At 46.3% G+C, this 17,608-nt stretch carries 16 protein-coding genes; 5 read left to right on the top strand and 11 right to left on the bottom strand.

Annotated elements, in window-relative coordinates; translation table 11 throughout:
• Positions 1-52 precede the first annotated feature (52 nt).
• The 8 genes from AC1DP6_RS01960 to AC1DP6_RS01995 all read right to left on the bottom strand — a co-directional run bounded on the left by AC1DP6_RS01960 (position 53) and on the right by AC1DP6_RS01995 (position 6,373).
• Entirely contained in the window at positions 53-595 is a 543-nt protein-coding gene (locus AC1DP6_RS01960) for a CvpA family protein (RefSeq protein WP_477023592.1), read from the bottom strand.
• A gap of 100 nt (positions 596-695) precedes the next feature.
• Complete coding sequence (locus AC1DP6_RS01965; RefSeq protein ID WP_441577771.1) at positions 696-1,148, bottom strand: GatB/YqeY domain-containing protein; 453 nt, start codon at positions 1,146-1,148, stop codon at positions 696-698.
• An 18-nt stretch (positions 1,149-1,166) separates the two neighbouring features.
• Positions 1,167-1,514 carry a gliding motility protein GldC gene (gene gldC / locus AC1DP6_RS01970; protein WP_477023593.1) on the bottom strand — a complete coding sequence of 116 codons (348 nt, stop codon included), beginning with the start codon at positions 1,512-1,514 and terminating at the stop codon, positions 1,167-1,169.
• Positions 1,515-1,632: 118 nt separating this feature from the next.
• The gene (locus AC1DP6_RS01975) at positions 1,633-2,748 is read right to left on the bottom strand and encodes a glycosyltransferase (RefSeq protein WP_477053350.1); all 1,116 of its coding nucleotides are present in this window, start codon (positions 2,746-2,748) and stop codon (positions 1,633-1,635) included.
• Positions 2,749-2,824: 76 nt separating this feature from the next.
• Positions 2,825-3,259, bottom strand: coding sequence for a hypothetical protein (locus AC1DP6_RS01980; RefSeq protein WP_477053351.1), 435 nt, complete (start codon positions 3,257-3,259; stop codon positions 2,825-2,827).
• Between the two features lie 47 nt (positions 3,260-3,306).
• Positions 3,307-4,428, bottom strand: a complete 1,122-nt coding sequence (locus AC1DP6_RS01985; protein WP_477053676.1) for an ABC transporter permease — start codon at positions 4,426-4,428, stop codon at positions 3,307-3,309.
• Positions 4,429-4,448: 20 nt separating this feature from the next.
• On the bottom strand, positions 4,449-5,591 hold the full coding sequence (locus tag AC1DP6_RS01990) for a glycosyltransferase (protein WP_477023596.1): 1,143 nt from the start codon (positions 5,589-5,591) through the stop codon (positions 4,449-4,451).
• Positions 5,592-5,596: 5 nt separating this feature from the next.
• Complete coding sequence (locus AC1DP6_RS01995) at positions 5,597-6,373, bottom strand: alpha/beta hydrolase (protein ID WP_477053352.1); 777 nt, start codon at positions 6,371-6,373, stop codon at positions 5,597-5,599.
• Positions 6,374-6,655: 282 nt separating this feature from the next.
• Between AC1DP6_RS01995 and AC1DP6_RS02000 the strand changes: the two genes are divergently transcribed.
• Complete coding sequence (locus AC1DP6_RS02000; protein ID WP_477053353.1) at positions 6,656-8,449, top strand: acyl-CoA dehydrogenase family protein; 1,794 nt, start codon at positions 6,656-6,658, stop codon at positions 8,447-8,449.
• Positions 8,450-8,608: 159 nt separating this feature from the next.
• Positions 8,609-10,354, top strand: a complete 1,746-nt coding sequence (locus tag AC1DP6_RS02005) for an N-acetylmuramoyl-L-alanine amidase (RefSeq protein WP_477053354.1) — start codon at positions 8,609-8,611, stop codon at positions 10,352-10,354.
• Between the two features lie 123 nt (positions 10,355-10,477).
• On the opposite strand, the gene AC1DP6_RS02010 is transcribed toward AC1DP6_RS02005, so the two are convergent.
• Entirely contained in the window at positions 10,478-12,694 is a 2,217-nt protein-coding gene (locus AC1DP6_RS02010) for a transferrin receptor-like dimerization domain-containing protein (protein ID WP_477053355.1), read from the bottom strand.
• Between the two features lie 235 nt (positions 12,695-12,929).
• Here AC1DP6_RS02010 and AC1DP6_RS02015 point away from each other — a divergent pair, with 235 nt between their 5' ends.
• Both AC1DP6_RS02015 and AC1DP6_RS02020 read left to right on the top strand, forming a co-directional pair.
• Positions 12,930-13,274, top strand: coding sequence for a carboxymuconolactone decarboxylase family protein (locus AC1DP6_RS02015; RefSeq protein WP_133807561.1), 345 nt, complete (start codon positions 12,930-12,932; stop codon positions 13,272-13,274).
• A 64-nt stretch (positions 13,275-13,338) separates the two neighbouring features.
• A complete protein-coding gene (locus AC1DP6_RS02020) occupies positions 13,339-14,379 on the top strand; it encodes a 2-oxoacid:ferredoxin oxidoreductase subunit beta (RefSeq protein ID WP_477053356.1) in 1,041 nt (346 codons plus the stop codon).
• Positions 14,380-14,451: 72 nt separating this feature from the next.
• Here the strand turns inward: AC1DP6_RS02020 and AC1DP6_RS02025 are convergent, their stop codons facing one another.
• Together AC1DP6_RS02025 and AC1DP6_RS02030 are read right to left on the bottom strand one after the other, a co-directional pair.
• Positions 14,452-15,090: a LysE family translocator gene (locus tag AC1DP6_RS02025; RefSeq protein ID WP_441577761.1), complete on the bottom strand. Its 639-nt coding sequence runs from the start codon at positions 15,088-15,090 to the stop codon at positions 14,452-14,454.
• Between the two features lie 29 nt (positions 15,091-15,119).
• Positions 15,120-16,658 carry a GH3 family acyl-acid amido synthetase gene (locus AC1DP6_RS02030; protein WP_477053357.1) on the bottom strand — a complete coding sequence of 513 codons (1,539 nt, stop codon included), beginning with the start codon at positions 16,656-16,658 and terminating at the stop codon, positions 15,120-15,122.
• Positions 16,659-16,837: 179 nt separating this feature from the next.
• Between AC1DP6_RS02030 and AC1DP6_RS02035 the strand changes: the two genes are divergently transcribed.
• Complete coding sequence (locus AC1DP6_RS02035) at positions 16,838-17,608, top strand: inositol monophosphatase family protein (protein ID WP_477053358.1); 771 nt, start codon at positions 16,838-16,840, stop codon at positions 17,606-17,608.

The raw sequence follows: 17,608 nt of genomic DNA on the forward strand, positions 1-17,608 counted from the left end.
ATTTTACGCTAAAATAATTCTTTTTATTAATCTAAATAATCTTTGAAACGAGTTATCCAGGTTGAATATGATGCGCCGCCGTCTCGAAAAATGACTGCAATTGGGCAAACATATTCTTAAAAACCGGGATCACCTGTCCAATATGATCCAACACCCACGGGCCAATATTCTCAATATATGGATATACAACAGATTGCAGCTTTGTTTCGGGGCTAAGCCAGTATACCTGGTTGGCCATCCATAGCATTACACTATAAATTATTATAAATATAACGCTATACAACAGTATTCCGCCCAGTTTATTCAGCCAGCCCAGCATCACCATTTCCACCAGCTTCTGTAACATCCCGGCTCCAAGCCTTACCAGCAGGATCACTCCTAGGAACAGGCAAATGAAACACAGAACAGGCACCCAACGGGAATGCATATCCCAATGCTGCTGTACATACAAAGCGGTAACCGCCGATAATTTCAGGGCGGCCGCCAGTCCCAGTATGACTGCTACCAGCGAAAACAAGGCTACTATCAATCCACGGGTATACCCTCTGTAAAGGGCAAAGACCATGATAATAGCAAAAATAATGTCTATAGGCATGATAGAGCTATAAGGACGGGCCATTTTCTGACAGAAACCAGTGACCCGCCTTCCGGCCAACACCCATTATCCTGTCAAAAAATGCCCGGCTCCTTTCAAATTATTTGCTAAGCAGTTCTTTTACCAGCGCGGAAATAGCCTTTCCATCAGCTTTGCCGGCCAGTTGTTTGGTAGCAGCGCCCATTACTTTACCCATATCAGCGGGTGAGCTGGCGCCGGTGGAGGCAATAATATCGGTAATGGCTGTACGTAATTCAGCCTCGCTCATTTGCTTAGGCAGGAAACGTTCAATAATAACCAGTTCTTCTTCTTCTTTTACTGCCAGGTCTTCACGGTTCTGCGCACGGAAAATTTCCAGGGAATCTTTTCTTTGCTTGGCCAACTTCTGCAAAATCTTCGACTCATCAGCTTCTGTCAGATCTCCACTTGCTCCTTCGGCCGTTTTAGCAACCAGTATAGCCGCCTTGATAGCACGGAGTGCACGCAGGTCAGCTTCCTTTTTACCCAGCATCGCAGTTTTGATTTCTGCGTTGATATTTAATTCTAATGACATATGGTAAGGTTTAATGGATTATTGTCCTTCTGCTGCTTGCTTATCCTGGAATTTCTTAAAGAAATCCTTGGCAAAAGCACGCATTTCATCGGCCTGGTCTTTATAAGGTGTGGCTCTTCCATAGGTATCGGCCATGGTCATCATAGTCTGAAAAAAGAAATCCGCCATTTCATCCACCATCATATCTTTTGTCCACAGGTCAATGCGGAGAGCCACCTTTTCAGCCGGATCCCAGAAAGATACGATCATGCCCTTGGCTTTGATCATTTTTTCGTCTTTATTATCTGTAGCGCTCCACTCTATTGACTCGGGCACCTTCTGATCGTCCAGCCCAACCTGGATCTTTATAGTAGATATCGTACTCATGATTTTCAATTAAAGCGCAAAAATAGCCATCATTTGCTGATTTTCAGACGCCGGTTTTCCGGAAACCGGAAATTGGCTGGCGTTAACAAGGCCATGCGGACATAAAATATCGTCTCTTTTATGCGGTTAAATGTGCCCACAATTGCTCCGCGGCTTGCTCCCAGCTGCTGAAAGGCTTTATGGGAGGTACTTTGGCCAGCAATCGTGTACGCAACTGCTCATCTTTATATAAAAGACTCATCTTTTCGGATAAGTCGTCCAGGCTGGCCGGATCAGCATACAACACAGTATCCCCGCCTGCTTCCCGGGCCGCCGCACTATCCAATGCAATTACCGGCACTTCGCAACGGTGCGCCGCATAGATGGGCAACGCCAGTCCTTCGAACCTGGATGGATATACGAGCGCATAAGCTGCACCCGTTAACCTGGCCAGTGTATCTTCGTCTGCCGCCTCCACATTAACTACGTCCTGCCGGAACTTATAACTTTGCAAGGCAGCAGCAATGTCGGCTCCTGCAGCGGTAATAGTTCCCGCCAGCACCAACTTGATATTACTGCGCTGCCGTTTCTTCAATGCCGAAAAAGCTTTCAGCACCGGGATAATATTATTTCGTGGATGCAGACTCCCTGTTACCAGGAAATATTCCGCTCCGCCGGTAAACGCCTTCTTCACGGCCTCCCGCTGCTCCCATTCCAATGGTTTGTAAAGCATGCTTAAACCGGTATCCAGTCTTGTCAGCTTTTCTTTCACGGCCGGCGCATAGCGAAGTATTTCGTCCCTGCTGATATCAGATAACGCCGCTATTCTCCTGGCACGGTCCAGGTATTTCGCGGTGTTCTTCTTCAGCGCCCGTTGGTGTATGCCTGGTTGTAAACCAGCATCTCTTAAAAAGGACAGATCCCTTACCAGCAGGCCGGCAGGGATTTTACTGCGCAGGGGTAATGCGCCATCCAGTCCCAGGAACATGTCCGGGCGGAAAGGCTTCATAGCCCGTACCAGCTGCCATTCCAGCCACCAGTAAAGATGCCAGGCTTTATTACCTTTCAGGGGCAATATTACCTTGGTCACATTTGCCGGAAAGCTTAGTCCGGCTGGTATCTCCCCATCAAAAAATAAAGTGAACTGATGCCCTGGCTGTTGCCGGCACATCGCCAGTATTATTTCAGTTGCCACTCTCCCGGTATCGGCAGGCATGTCCTGTCGTAAACAAGCGGCATTAACAGCAATTTGCATAAACGATTCCTTTGTCTGCGAGCTTGCAAACCTACACAATTTTAGTTTCGGGAGAGACTGATTTTGAGATTATCGCTTATTCCGCAGACTTATTGGTAATATTAAACACCTTTGGAGACGTAACATTGGCGGTATTACCCAGGGAGGCCAGCGTAATTGTTACCGTGTATGTTTTTAACGGTTTCAGGTGCTTCAGTGTAATAGTAAAAGGTGTCGTCTTTATATCAGCAACGGCGTCCTGCCCCAACGGAATATTACCGGTTTCTGTGGCCACATTCAGCGTCACCTTTACCCCCTTATCCGGTATTTTCGAAGTGATGTCTACCTTTAAACCATAGGTGCTGTCCAGGACTTGATTGTACTGACCCACTTTTATCTCCGGCAGTTCAAATGCCAGTGATTCCTCCTGCGTACTAGGCGCGGGATCGCTTCCTTTCTTCTTCTTACAGGAAGAAAAAGTTATCAGTGTAATGGCTAAAAATGCTGGGAGGTAGGTTTTCAATAATATCATCTCAAGTGTATATAGGACTATGAAATTAGCTTTTTTTTATATGCAAATCAAATTTTACTTCGCACATCCAGGGCATCGCGCAATCCATTTCCCAATAAATTGAATGCCAGCACCAACAGCATAATAGCAATACCAGGTGCCAGCGCCAGCAAAGGATTGTGGGTGATAATAAAGTTATAATTCTCCTTAATCATCAATCCCCAGGATGGCTGCGGCGGTTGCACTCCTACCCCCAGGAAGCTAAGCCCTGCCTCTACTACAATGGCGGTTGCGAAATTACCGGCGGCAACTACCATTACCGGCCCCATAATATTAGGTAAAATATGTTTTGCAATGATCCTTATATGGCTGTAACCCAGTGCACGGGCAGCTTCCACAAACTCCAGCTCCCGAATGGCCAGCACCTGCCCGCGGATAATACGGGCTACCCCTACCCACATCGTTAGCCCAACGGCAATAAATACCTGCCAGAAACCTTTGCCCAGCGCCAATGTGAGCGCAAACACCAGCAACAGCGTAGGCATGGACCATACCACATTCACCAACCACATGACCACGTCATCGGTCCGCCCTTTGAAATAACCCGCCACCGCGCCCAGTATCACACCGATGCTAAGGGATATGACAACAGCGATGCAGCCTACACCAAGACTTACACGCGTACCTACTATCAAACGACTTAAAATATCCCGGCCAAATTTATCGGTGCCCAGCCAATAGGTGCGGGAAAAAATACGCTCTTTCCCGATGTTTGCCCGTAAATCGCGGGTTGAAAGCGGAGTAGCCGGAGGCTTCCCATACCAGATAGTCGTGAGCGGATAAATTTCTTCCCGGCTGGTAGATTCATCCACGTAGCGCTGAATCACCAGGACGCTATCCCTGAACTGCCAGGACCGTATTGGGATCCAGGTCATGTCAGATTCCGCGCCGAACAACAATCGGGGAAAAACAGCAGTAGCCTTTACCGGCTGTTCCTTCCGCATGGCCAACATAGTTACCTGGAATCCGGGATGCTGCCCCTCTATTTCCAATACCATCCTGTTGGCATCCGGTGTATGATCGGGTGCAATGAAATAGGCCGTTACGCTGATAAATACAGAGAGGGTAATGACCAGCAAACCAGCCACCGCACCCTTATTGCGGCGTAATCGTTTCCAGGAAGATTGCATATTTGACAAAGGAGGCGTATTTAGTTTACCTGGCGGCCCTTCCACTGATAACTACCGAACTTCCCCAGCCAGCCTGCAATTACAATATAAGGAATATGAAATATCTGCCCGGGAATAAACCATAACAGGAGTTCTGTTTTATTGAAAAACCTGGCTACGGGCAGCAGGAAATATAGTTCCAGCGTCACTTTAAATAATAGAATGATCAGGAACCAGGGCCACCACACCGGTAGAAAAAGTGCGATCACCGCCATGGCCAACAACCCCGCATTGAAAAGATATACCAACAATAATACCCAGGTCAGTCTTTTATCTTCATACTTATCTGCTTTGGATGACCAGCGGATACGCTGATTCATGAAGTCTTTCAGGGTGTCTACAGCCAGGGTGCGTACAATGGCATCCTCACATTTCAGGTACATCACCCCTTCCGGATAAGCGCTATAAATTTTGTACATCAGCAGCATATCATCACCAGAAGCGATATTGTCTATCCCTCCGAATCCCCCTACATCATGAAAAGCCTGCTTTTCATAAGCCAGGTTAGCGCCGTTGCACATAGTGCCTGACGCCAGTGCGGCGGCGGCGCCGGTAATGCCCTGCATGGTCATGAAGTCCAGCGACTGTAATCTTTTAAAGAAGTTATGTTCCTTATAGAAGCTGACCGGTGCGGCTATAAATTTAGGTTGATGTTGCTCATAGTATTGTACCAGGGTTTCAATCCAGCGCGGCCCCATCACACAATCTGCATCTGTTGTAACTATAAGATCGCCGGTGGCCTGTGATATGGCTATTTCAATGGCTTTCTTCTTATAGGAATTAAGACGCTCCTGTTGATCCAGGTGCTGACTTAACTCCAGCAGGTGAATATTTTCTGCCGGATAATTACGGATAACTGCGGCCGTATCGTCTGTCGAAAAATCATCAATAATAATTACTTCCAGGAAGGTGGCATGATACGTTTGCCGGTGTAATGCTTCCAACAGTGCGGGCAGGTTATCAGCTTCATTTCTGGCGGGGATAATCACAGTTACCTTTGTATGCCCGACAGGATGTGCCACCGGGGAAAACTTCTTCAATCGCTTCCAGCCCAGACTATACCAAAGCATCAGTATACCATAGCCTAAGGCCAATCCAATTACTATTATTACAAAAAAATGCATCCAGGTTAAAGATTTTCTTTGATGATGAGCCCCAGCTGCTCCGATATCAGCTGATGCCCTTTTTCCAGTACCAGAATTTTAGAGGGAAATGAATCATCCGCAAAGCGGGTACCTAATACAGGTGGAATTACACGATCATATTTCCCAAAGATCAGGAGGGTTAAAACGTGATAACGTGATAATAATTGTTTACAACGCTTTTTATCCGGCATCATATGTCGCAGATTTGTCCATACGTTATACACCAGCTCCCGCTTCTCCACCTCATTCATCCGATGCAGTGCAAATTTATAGATGCTCTGATTGAGCAGCCCTAATTTGCGCCAGGTATGCAACAGGGTAAAAAACAGCTGCGGGTGATAGGTATTGTATTTAAATAATTTGTTGCCGACGGAGGTTTGTGTCACAAACATATGCCAGGGGTTATTTCTAAGTCCATCTGCCGCCGCCAGGATCAGGTGATCGATGCGATCCGCCAACTTTTCTACCAGGCATAATGATAGCCGTCCGCCCATGCTGTAACCTAACAGTGAAAATCTTTCCTTCCCCTGCTGCTGCAGTACCATCTGCACCAGGGCTACCAGGTCTTCTTTTTCAAATACCCGGTTTTCGGCCCATTCGGTACTTCCGTGTAGCGGCATGTCCAGGGCCACCATGGTAAAGGTATCTCCTAAAGTGGCGCTAAGCGGGCGAAAATGAGCAGCACTTTCACCAAAGCCATGCAAACAAATCAATAGTTCGCTGCCCGCACCTTCGCAGGTGCCGTGAAACCGGCTTTTCAAATATGACAGATAAAAATCAGGCATAAAAGGGGGACAATGATAGTGAATAATGCGCAAAGCGGATAGTTAGCCGCGGAAATTGTCTGAACCAGGATTACTGATTATGCTGATTTATTTTTTGTTAAAAATTACAAGCAGCAAAGATGAGTAATCTAATTGGTTTACATTCAGTTAAAAATAAAGGAATCCAGGGAATCAGTATAATCAGTATAATCCTGGTACAGACAGATTCCCCTTTCTGCTTTTTTCAGTAAATTACAGAACTACCAAAAATTCAGTAACATGGACGCAACAGTTGAAAATAAGACTGCGCTGAAAGGCGCAGAATTCCTGGTCAAGGAAAGTGCTCCTGAGGAAGTGTTTACTCCCGAAGACTTTTCGGAAGAACAGCTGATGATCAAAGACATGGCAGATCAGTTCATCAGTAAGGAGGTAACACCTATTGTAGAAAGAATAGACAAACAGGAAGAGGGTTTGATGCAATCGCTTTTGGAGAAAGCGGGTGAACAGGGTCTGTTAGGTGCTTCTTTCCCGGAAGAATACGGCGGATTAGGTAAAGATTTTGTGACAGCTACAATCATCAACGAAGGACTGGGTGCAGGTCACTCTTTCTCTGTTGCCATGGCAGCGCATACCGGTATCGGTTCCCTGCCGATCCTTTACTTTGGTACCGAAGAACAAAAACAAAAATACATACCGAAGCTCGCTAGCGGTGAAATGAAAGGTGCCTATGCCCTTACAGAACCGGATTCCGGCTCTGATGCGCTGGGAGCCAAGACCACTGCTAAACTGACGGAAGACGGAAAATACTACATTTTAAATGGCCAGAAAAGCTGGATCACCAATTCCGGTTTTGCAGATGTATTTACGGTCTTTGCAAAAATTGATGGCGACAAATTCACTGCATTCATTGTAGACAAGGGCACACCCGGATTTACACTGGGCGCAGAAGAACATAAAATGGGTATCAAAGGTTCCTCTACCCGCCAGATCTATTTCCAGGATGCAAAAATACCTCCCGAAAATGTACTGGGAGTGATTGGCAAAGGTCACCTGATAGCCTTCAACATCCTGAACATAGGTCGGTTGAAACTCTGCGCCGCCGCACTGGGCGCCTCCAAGAAGTGCATCAACACCTCCGTACAATACGCTAATACCCGTACACAGTTTAAACAACCAATCGCCAACTTCGGCGCTATCAAACATAAACTGGCGGAAATGGCGATCCGTACCTGGACGTCAGAATCAGCATTGTTCCGCACCGCTCAACTGATAGATGATAAAGAAAGAGAATTGCTTGCTGCTGGTAAACCCTTCAATGAAGCTTTATTAGGTGCTGCAGAAGAATATGCCGTAGAATGCGCCATCCTGAAAGTAAATGGTTCCGAAGTACTGGACTATGTAGTGGATGAAGGCGTACAGATTCATGGTGGTAACGGCTTCAGTGATGAATACATCATCTCAAAAGCTTACCGTGATTCCCGCATCAACCGCATCTTTGAAGGTACCAATGAAATCAACCGTCTCCTTACCATCGACATGACACTGAAACGTGCCCTGAAAGGTAAGCTGGACCTGATGACACCAGCCATGAATGTGATGAAGGAACTGGTAAGCATTCCAGACTTCGGCAACGATGATGAAACTCCTTTCAGCCAGGAAAGAAAAATGATTCTCAATTTCAAGAAAGCGATACTCATGGCTGCCGGCGCTGCTGCGCAAAAGCTGATGGCAAAACTGGAAAATGAACAGGAAATCCTCATGGATATCGCTGACATGGCCATTGAAACATTTGTGGCAGAAAGTGCCCTCCTGCGTTTAATCAAACTCACTAACAGCAAAGGCGAAAGCGCTGCTGAACTGCAGGCCGATATTGTACGCACCTTTATTTATGATGCAGCAGACCGTATCAATAAATCAGGTAAAGATGCGATCAACGGCTTCGCAGAAGGCGATGAACAACGCATGATGTTACTGGGCCTCAAACGCTTCACCAAAGCAGCTTCCTTTAATGCAAAAGATGCCCGCAGAAGAATTGCGGACAAGCTCATTGCAGATAATAAATATAGCTTTTAGCTGTTAGCCATTAGCTTTTAGTAAATGCAGCGAAGATGATGTAATGTTGATCTTCGCTGCATTTACTAAAAGCTAACAGCTAATGGCTAAAAGCTTTTTCTCCTATTCCCCTCACCTGCTTATCTTTACACTCTTTCAAGATATTGATGACAGGTTATTATGCTATCAGCGAAGTTTTTTCCTCAGATTGTTGTTGTACTTTGTATCCCCTTTATAGCCAGCAGCCAGGCATCTCTGCGTCTCAGCCAGCCTTCAAGGGATCAAAATAATGTAAGCACCTCCAAACAGTTTATTGCCGGTCGCACCTGTATTGGCTGTACCGTCCGCATTAATAATGATACTGTACACGTATACTCCACCGGCACTTTCGCCGCTAAATATGAACTGCCCACCGGCAGAAGCAGTTTTGCTGTTACCAGCGAAACACCTAACGGTGAAACCTACACGAAAAACATCGTCTATTATTACAACCAGCCACCGGCGGCAAGTGCTACCAATGTTTTCCGTATAGACTTTATAGAGATATCACCCTCCGGGAACCTTCAGTTATCAGAAGGCGACACATTGCGGATAAAAATGAAGGGCTATCCCGGTGAAGAAGCCAGCTGGTTTAATAACGCCCCCCTCCGCGAAATGCCCACCTCCCAAACGGGTGGAGTACCCGGCTATTACGGCGGCAGCTACATTATACAACCATCCGACTCACTGTTGAATGGCAAAATAATAGTACGGTTGCGTAAGCGCAGCGGAGAAACAGCTATACTTGGCAGCCCATACCGCTACAGTGTTATGCGCAACGAAATACCACTGACCGGCCGTACCATCGACAACATGACCTATCTTACTTCCAGCCCCCATGGCGACCGCCTTGGTCCTGATAAGATTGGTTATCTTGATAAAGATGTACTACTGCACATCGTTGGTAAGCAAGGCGACTACTATAAAGTAAAACTATCTTCCAAAACAACTGCCTTTATACCGGAGCCGTTGGTAGATACAGAAATTCCACAGGAGCAGCTCCCCATCAGCATTGCAGACGATGCCAAAATATGGGGCGATGACAGATACGATTACGTTTCTGTAGCCTTGTCAGACAAGTTGCCCTATACTTCCACCCAACTCGTTTCTTCTAAAAAAATTATACTGGATATACATGGCGCCTATGCAGAAAAAGGACTCAATACCATGCTGCAAAACACCAAAGAAATTACATCCATCGCCTGGGGACAGCCCTCCCCGGATGTTTGCCGCCTGGTAATTTCGCTGCAACATGCACCCTGGGGGTACCAGGTATACTACGACAATAACCGCATAACGGTGAAGGTTAAGCGTGTACCTGAAAAACTATCGCTGAAAAATATCGTTATCGGCATTGATCCGGGCCATGGAGGGACCAATCCCGGTGCTACCGGTCTTACCGGCGTAGTGGAAAAAACCCTTACCCTGGCACTGTCGCTGCAGCTGAAAGCAATGCTGGAAAGAGAAGGCGGTACCGTGATCATGTCGCGCTACACAGAAAAATTTGTAGCCAACGAAGACCGGTTATCGTTCTTTCGCAAAGCCAATCCCGATTTGCTACTCAGCATTCACCTGAATTCATCCGTGAATCCGGTAGATGTAAATGGTACGGCCACCTACTATAAACAACCTTTCTGCGAACCGCTTAATGCCGCTATCCATGAGCGTTTACTGCAAACAGGCTTACGTGATTTCGGGAACAATTCCGACTTTAATTTTATTCTGAATAACCCTACTGAATTTCCGGATGCACTGATAGAAACCCTGTTTCTCAGCAACCCCGGAGATGAAGAAAAGGTGCTGCAACCTGCGTTTCAGCAACAGATGGTAGAGAAGATCCTGGAGGGTGTGAAGGATTACCTGAAACAGGCTGCTGTGGGGAGATAGTAGCGGATTTTGTCTTATCCGGGATTACACTGATGCTGATAATGCTGTGTAAAAGAATTGGGAAGATATGCGTGGATAAATCCGTTCATATCTTCCCAATTCTTTTAAATAAAAAAGTAAAAACTAAGAACCGCGGGATACGGTACTTAAATAGGCAGACAACCTTTTGATGGCCTCTGCAGCAACGCTGATCTGCTCCTGTGCTTCCGTCCAACGGCGTTGTTCAATGGCTTCTCTCACACCAGGAATTGTTTTGACACCGTAGCCGGTATAAAATCCAGGAGCGTACAAGGTATGCTTATACCATGCACGGGCAGGGAGTCCTTTTTCACTGAGCAGCTGCTGTTCTGCCTGATACAGGGCTTTATTGAAAGCGGCACCTGTGAGGTTCTTTTTAGCTGCCAATGCCACGGTAGTTGTATCTAAACCAATCAAAGCATTTTGCAGGGGAGAGAAATCCAGGTAAGGCACTTCAGACTTCTGTGCTGGTGGCATTAAATGCTTTGCGGTATCTGTGGTGAGCTGATATTTACGCTCGCGGATCAGTTGATTATCTATAGCAGTAGATTCCCTCAAATTACCCGCCAGTTCGGTTAATTCGTTTACATATCCATTTACAGTTTCATAGAGTTTACGGAAGTCGAATGGCAGGTTAACGGCATCGGCCAAACGTAATACAGTATGTCCGGCGGTTTGAGAAAGTACCACACCATAACTGAAGCTGGGATCTTTGAAGCGGGAGTAGTCGTCGTAAGAATCGTAGATGGAGTGATATTCTCCGCCTGCGTCTTCTCCCCCAAAACCCAAATCAAGAGAGGGCACACCCAGGTGCTGCAGGAAAGAGGAATAGTCGGAACCGGAGCCCATGGCGCCGATAGCAATACCTTGCTTAGCGAGTTTTTCTTTCTTTGCTTTCGGCGTGGCAGCTTTGAGCACATCCGCAGCCTGTTTGCGGGCGAGGATGCTCACCTGTGTCTGAGGGTCAGTAATATCGCGGGCCACCTCATTCACCAGGGTTTCCAGCGCATGTGAGCCACTGGCATTCAGAAAACCGCGACCATTACCATCAGAGTTGATGTAAACAACCGCTTTTTCTTTCAGTTCAACTGCATGATCTTCCACCCATTCTGTAGAGCCGAGCAGGCCGGGTTCTTCGCCGTCCCAGGCGCAATATACCAGGGTGCGGCGTGGCTGATAGCCTTGTTTATGGAGTTCGCCGATGGCTTTGGCTTCTTCCAGCAGGGCAGCTAAACCGCTGATGGGATCGGCGGCACCGTTTACCCAGGCATCATGGTGGTTGCCACGTATCACCCATTGGTCGGGTTGTTCGCTGCCTTTCAGCTTCGCAATTACATTATTGCAGGGACGTATCTGCCAGTCGAAGGCCAGTTTCAGGTGTACCCTGGCTTTTCCACCACCAATATGATAGGTAAATGGCAAAGCGCCCCGCCATTCTTCCGGTGCTACGGGGCCTTCCAGCGCTTTCAGCAAAGGGGTGGCATCGTGATAGCTGATGGGCAATACGGGTATCTTCAACAGGTTAGGCGCCTGCAGGCGGTCCAGCCGCTGGGCATCGGCAGTAGCGCCTACGTTAGGAGTCAGCGGGTCACCGGGATATATCACGATATCCATCACAGAGCCACGTTGTACGCCATATTCATTTTTAAAAGCTCCTTTAGGATATACGTCTCCATTATAGTAGCCATCATCTTTGGGATCGGAGTAGATGATGCAGCCGGCAGCTCCGTGTTCCTGTGCTACCTTGGGCTTGCTGCCCCGCCAGGAACGGCCGTATTTGGCGATCACTATTTTGCCTTTTACGCTGATACCGGCACGGTCCAGGTATTCATAATCTTCCGGAAGACCATAGTTAACATATACCAGCTCTCCTTCTACATCTCCGTCTGCGCTCCAGGCGTTGTAGGTAGGCAGTTGTCCTTCCTCCCCAGAGGTAGCGTCTTCTTTCAGGGCAGGTTCTTTCAGGAGGGCTTTGTAGGTAGTGGGACCTTTTAGCTCCAGCAGCCTTTCCTTAGGCGTGGGGAACAGCACCTGGTAGGTCACGATTTCAGCATCCCAGCCATAGCTTTTGAAGCGCTGCAGGATGTCTTCTGCTACGGCTTTGCCTCTTACAGAGCTAATATGGTGCGGTTTGGAGGATAGTGACTGAATAGTTTGGCCTATATGGCTGCTGCTCAGTTGTTTGTCGAATTGATTTTCCAGTTGTAATTGCTTTATGGCGGCGCTGTCGGTATATCCAAGTAGTTTCTTATCCTGCGCCTGAGTGGCCCCGCCGGCGCATAACAGGAGCGCCAGCAAACGAACAAAGTTGGTTGTAGTCATAAGTGATGCAGATCTTGTTGTTAAAGAGGGTTTATCTACTCAATATACAAATAGTCTATAATACCAATAGACTATTTTATTGGCATAAATAAACGTAATAACTTTTAGTTATGATCCATAAATACAGGTTATAGGTCAAATAGTCTACTTAGCCAGTAGATTAGTCTATATTTGTAAATCCTTTCATAGCTTTATTCTGTGAAACGATTAACGTAACAACATAAACAGCAGTTATATGGCTAATGCGATTCAGGAGTTTAACGACTACCGTGGTAAAATGAATGAAGTAATACTGGGGAAACAGAATAAAGTCATCAACCGTCTTTTTAACCTGGACACGAATACTTATGCAGAAGGCGCGCTGAGTACCAAAACCAAGGAGATGCTCGGGCTGGTGGCGTCTATGGTACTGCGCTGTGACGACTGTATCAAGTATCACCTGGGTAAAGCATTTGAGCAGGGAGTGACTACGGACGAGATGTATGAAATCTTTGCAGTAGCTAATATCGTGGGTGGAACGATTGTAATTCCGCATACGCGCAGGGCAGCAGAATATTGGGAAGAATTACAGGCCCAATGATCTTAATTTACAGGTATCTATCGTAACTTTACAGACTCTATAAAATTATATTTAACTCATACTAATGTCAACAGCAACTATAGCTCCGCAGGCAGCCCTTACGGCAAAAGACTTTGCAACGGACCAGGAAGTACGCTGGTGCCCTGGCTGCGGCGACTACTCTATACTTAAACAGGTACAAACAATTATGCCTGGCCTGGGGGTTCCCCGCGAAAATATTGTGATTGTTTCCGGTATCGGCTGTTCTTCCCGTTTCCCATACTATATGAATACCTATGGTATGCACTCGATTCACGGTCGTGCTACCGCTATTGCGTCCGGCCTGAAGGCAACCCGCCCCGAGCTGAGCGTATGGATCGTTACCGGTGATGGTGATGGCCTGTCTATTGGCGGTAACCATACCATCCACCTGCTGCGCCGTAACTTTGATGTGAACATCATGTTGTTCAACAACCAGATCTACGGTTTAACAAAAGGACAATACTCTCCTACTTCAGAAGAAAATAAAGTGACCAAATCTACCCCAATGGGTAGTATTGACCATCCGTTTAACCCAATGGCCCTGGCCCTGGGTGCAGATGCCACTTTTATTGCCCGCAGCATGGACCGCGATCCCAAGCACCTGCAGGAAATGCTGAAACGCAGCCATGCACATAAAGGCGCTTCTTTCCTGGAAATATACCAGAACTGTAACATCTTTAATGATGGCGCTTTTGAAGCATTTACAGAAAAAAGCAGCAAACTGGATGAAACTGTTTTCGTAGAACAAGGTAAACCACTGGTATTTGGTGCAACCAAAAATAAAGGTATCCGTCTGGATGGCTTAAAACCGGTTGTAGTGGAGTTGGGTGGTGAATACTCAGAAAGTGACCTGTGGATACATGATGAAAGCGATTTCTATAAGGCACAGATACTGACCCGCATGTTTGATGATGTGCGTATTGAAGGCCATTTACCACGTCCTTTTGGTGTTTTCTATCAGGCAAACCGTCCTACTTACGAAGAAATCATGCAGTTCCAGCTGACCGAAGCCCTCGAGAAAAAAGGCCCTGGCGATCTGGATAAGTTACTGGCTGGTAGCGAAACCTGGACTATCAACGGATAATAACATCTTCCTATAAAGTAAAAGCCTTCCGTGATAAACGGAAGGCTTTTTTATGCTTTAGTAATTATTTATTTAGTGCCCCAACGACCCTACATCAAACAATACTTTATAGAGTAATACCACCCCAAAAATAATCATACTTACCCCGGCAATACGGTTAAGCCATTCTACATTGGTAAGGGTGAGCTTATGGCGGATCTTATCAGAAACGAATACTTTAAGAATATCTGCAGATAAAACCATACTCAGACATACCCCATACATCACCACGCGGTGGCTTATAGAGGTGGCACTGTAGCCGATACACACGGGCAACCAGAAAATAACCACACCCGGATTCAGGGTGTTCATTAAAAACCCTGCCAGCCATATTTTGAGATAATCGTGTGTGCCGAACATTTCCGGTTTTTCTTCCCCGGTGCTGATCTTCACCTTCTTAAAAAGTAACCCGTAAATACCCATACAGATGAGTAATATACCGCCTACTATTCCGATAGTATGATTGTATCCTTCCAGGCCACTGATAAAGGCGGTGGACAGATTACCAACCAGTACGAACATGATATCGCTTACAGACACGCCCAATGCGAAACTAATGCCTGCTTTAAAGCCATTATTAACACTGTATTTTATAATTGCGAATATAACCGGGCCTACCGATAATGATAGAACCAATCCCAGTCCTAATCCCGCTACAATTGCTGCTATCATGCTTATAATTTCCGTGTCACAGGTGCTACTTAATTCTTAACGGTTTTTCCGACCAGAAATTTCTCCCAGTCTTTCAGTTTCTCACCTTTCATTACACGTGGAAACTTGTTCATGGCACCTTCCTTGCCTTTGCAACGGAGGTAATCTATAAACACATCATTCGGCAATATTTCTACAAATACTTCCTTCAGTGCGGCAGAACGTTCTACGGCATAATCATCGTTTACCTCGGCGAGGGTTTGGTCAATGATTTCACGTACACTGCCTGCATCTACACCGGGTGTATCTGTACCCACATACCAACGATGCGCGAACAGGTTTTGATAAGGGAAACCGGCCACTGTGAACTCTCTTACCGTGATACCCAGTTTCTTCTGTACATTATCGATCGCTTTGTTCATGTTGTCGATACTCATATGCTCCCCGCAAAGACTGAGGAACTGTTTGGTACGGCCAACAATCACAATTTCATGCTCTTTTACAGAGGTGAATTTCACCACATCACCAATCAGGTAACGCCATGCGCCGGCGCAGGTAGACAACATCACCGCATACTCCACATCTTCCACCACCTCGTTGATCATGTAAGATTTAGGATTAGGCTTTACCTCTCCCTCTGCGTCAAAGTTCTCTTCATTAAAAGGAATGAATTCGTAGAAGATACCTGCATTCAGTACCAGTTTAATACCCCTGGTACCCGGACGGGCCTGGAACCCAAAAGATCCTTCGGAGGCCATGTACGTTTCGATGAACGCTATAGGCTTTCCGAGCAGCTTCTGAAAGCTGTCGCGGTAAGGTTCAAAGGATACCCCTCCGTGAATATACACCGCCAGATTAGGCCAGATTTCGTGGATATTCTTCACCCCATGATATTTGATGATTTCTTCCAGCACAATCTGTACCCAGGCAGGCACCCCACAAACAGTACCTACATCCCATTCCCGGGCCTTGCGTACGATCAGCTTAATACGCTGTTCCCAATTGGGTTTACGGGAGATTTTGCCCCCCGGCTTATAGAAACGGCGAAACCATTTAGGTATATTTTTGGCCTGAATGCCGCTCATATCGCCTTCATAGTAGTCACCCTTCTCATATAATGAAGTAGTTCCACCCAGCATCAGAATCCCTTTTTCAAAGGAACGGGGTGGTATGTTGAAGTTAGCCATGGAATACAGCTGCTTCACACCTACTTTCTTCACAGTTTTAAGCATTGCTTTGGTAACGGGTATATGCTTACTGGCAGATTCCGAGGTACCTGAACTCAACGCAAAATATTTGATTTTCTCCGGCCAGCTCACATTAGCTTCACCTTCCAGACAGCGATACCACCATTCATCGTGCATTTTTGTATAGTTATGCACGGGGACTTTTTCACGGTATTGTCCTATGAAATTGGGACTATCCAGAATTTCCTGAAATTGATAGTGTTTACCAAACTCCGTCTCCTTGGCCTTCTCCAGCAAACGATGCAGTACCTGCAGCTGGTATTGGCGAGGTGTTCCTAATTTAAACGTGAACTTCTTCCTGATGCGTAGTGACCTGGAAATAAGATTACCTATAATGGCCATTAACTTTCCCTCTCTTTAATTGAACTACAAAAATAAGTGGAATATTGAATATAAGTTGACTGATAATTCGGAATTACAGGTTATGAGTTATCAATAAGTCCTCTATACATACAAAATATCCAAAGATGTAGGCTATAATTCGCAATTCATAATTCGTAATTCGTAATTACCTTTGCGGCATGTTAAAAACAACTTTACTCAAAGCTACTGAAGCCAGCGGAAAAATACTGCAACAATATTTCAATGGCCCTTTCGAGGTGAGCAGTAAAAGTTCCGTTAACGACCTGGTAACGGAGGTGGATAAAAGATCGGAAACGACTATCATCAACATTATCAGGGAAACTTATCCAGATCATTTTATCCTGAGTGAAGAAGTAGGTGAGATAAAGACAGACTCCCCTTTTAAATGGATCATAGATCCTATAGACGGTACTGTCAACTACGCAAACGGTATCCCCATCTGTTGTGTATCCATAGGAGTGGAAAAAGACGGGGAAATGATACTGGGCGCCGTATATAATCCTTTCATGAACGAATTATTTGTGGCTGAGAAAGGAAAAGGAGCCACCCTGAATGATAAACCCATTCATGTTTCTACCAAAGCCGAAGTAGCTACTTCCTGCCTCGTAACAGGATTTGCCTATCAATGGCAGGATATGCCCAATAACCCATTACAGGTGCTGGAGCATATCATTAAACAGGGTATCCCTGTGCGTCGCCTGGGATCCGCAGCTATAGACCTTTGCTGGGTAGCCTGCGGCCGGTTCGATGGGTTTTATGAACATTCCCTCCAGGCATGGGATTCCGCAGCCGGCTACCTCGTCGTAGAAGAAGCAGGGGGCAAAGTCACCGACTTCTCCGGTAACCCATACTCCCCTTATCAGAAAGAAATACTGGCCACCAACGGCCATATTCATAGTGCATTACAAGACCTTGTTAACGGTAAATAA

Source organism: Chitinophaga sp. 01L420, assembly GCF_056399985.1.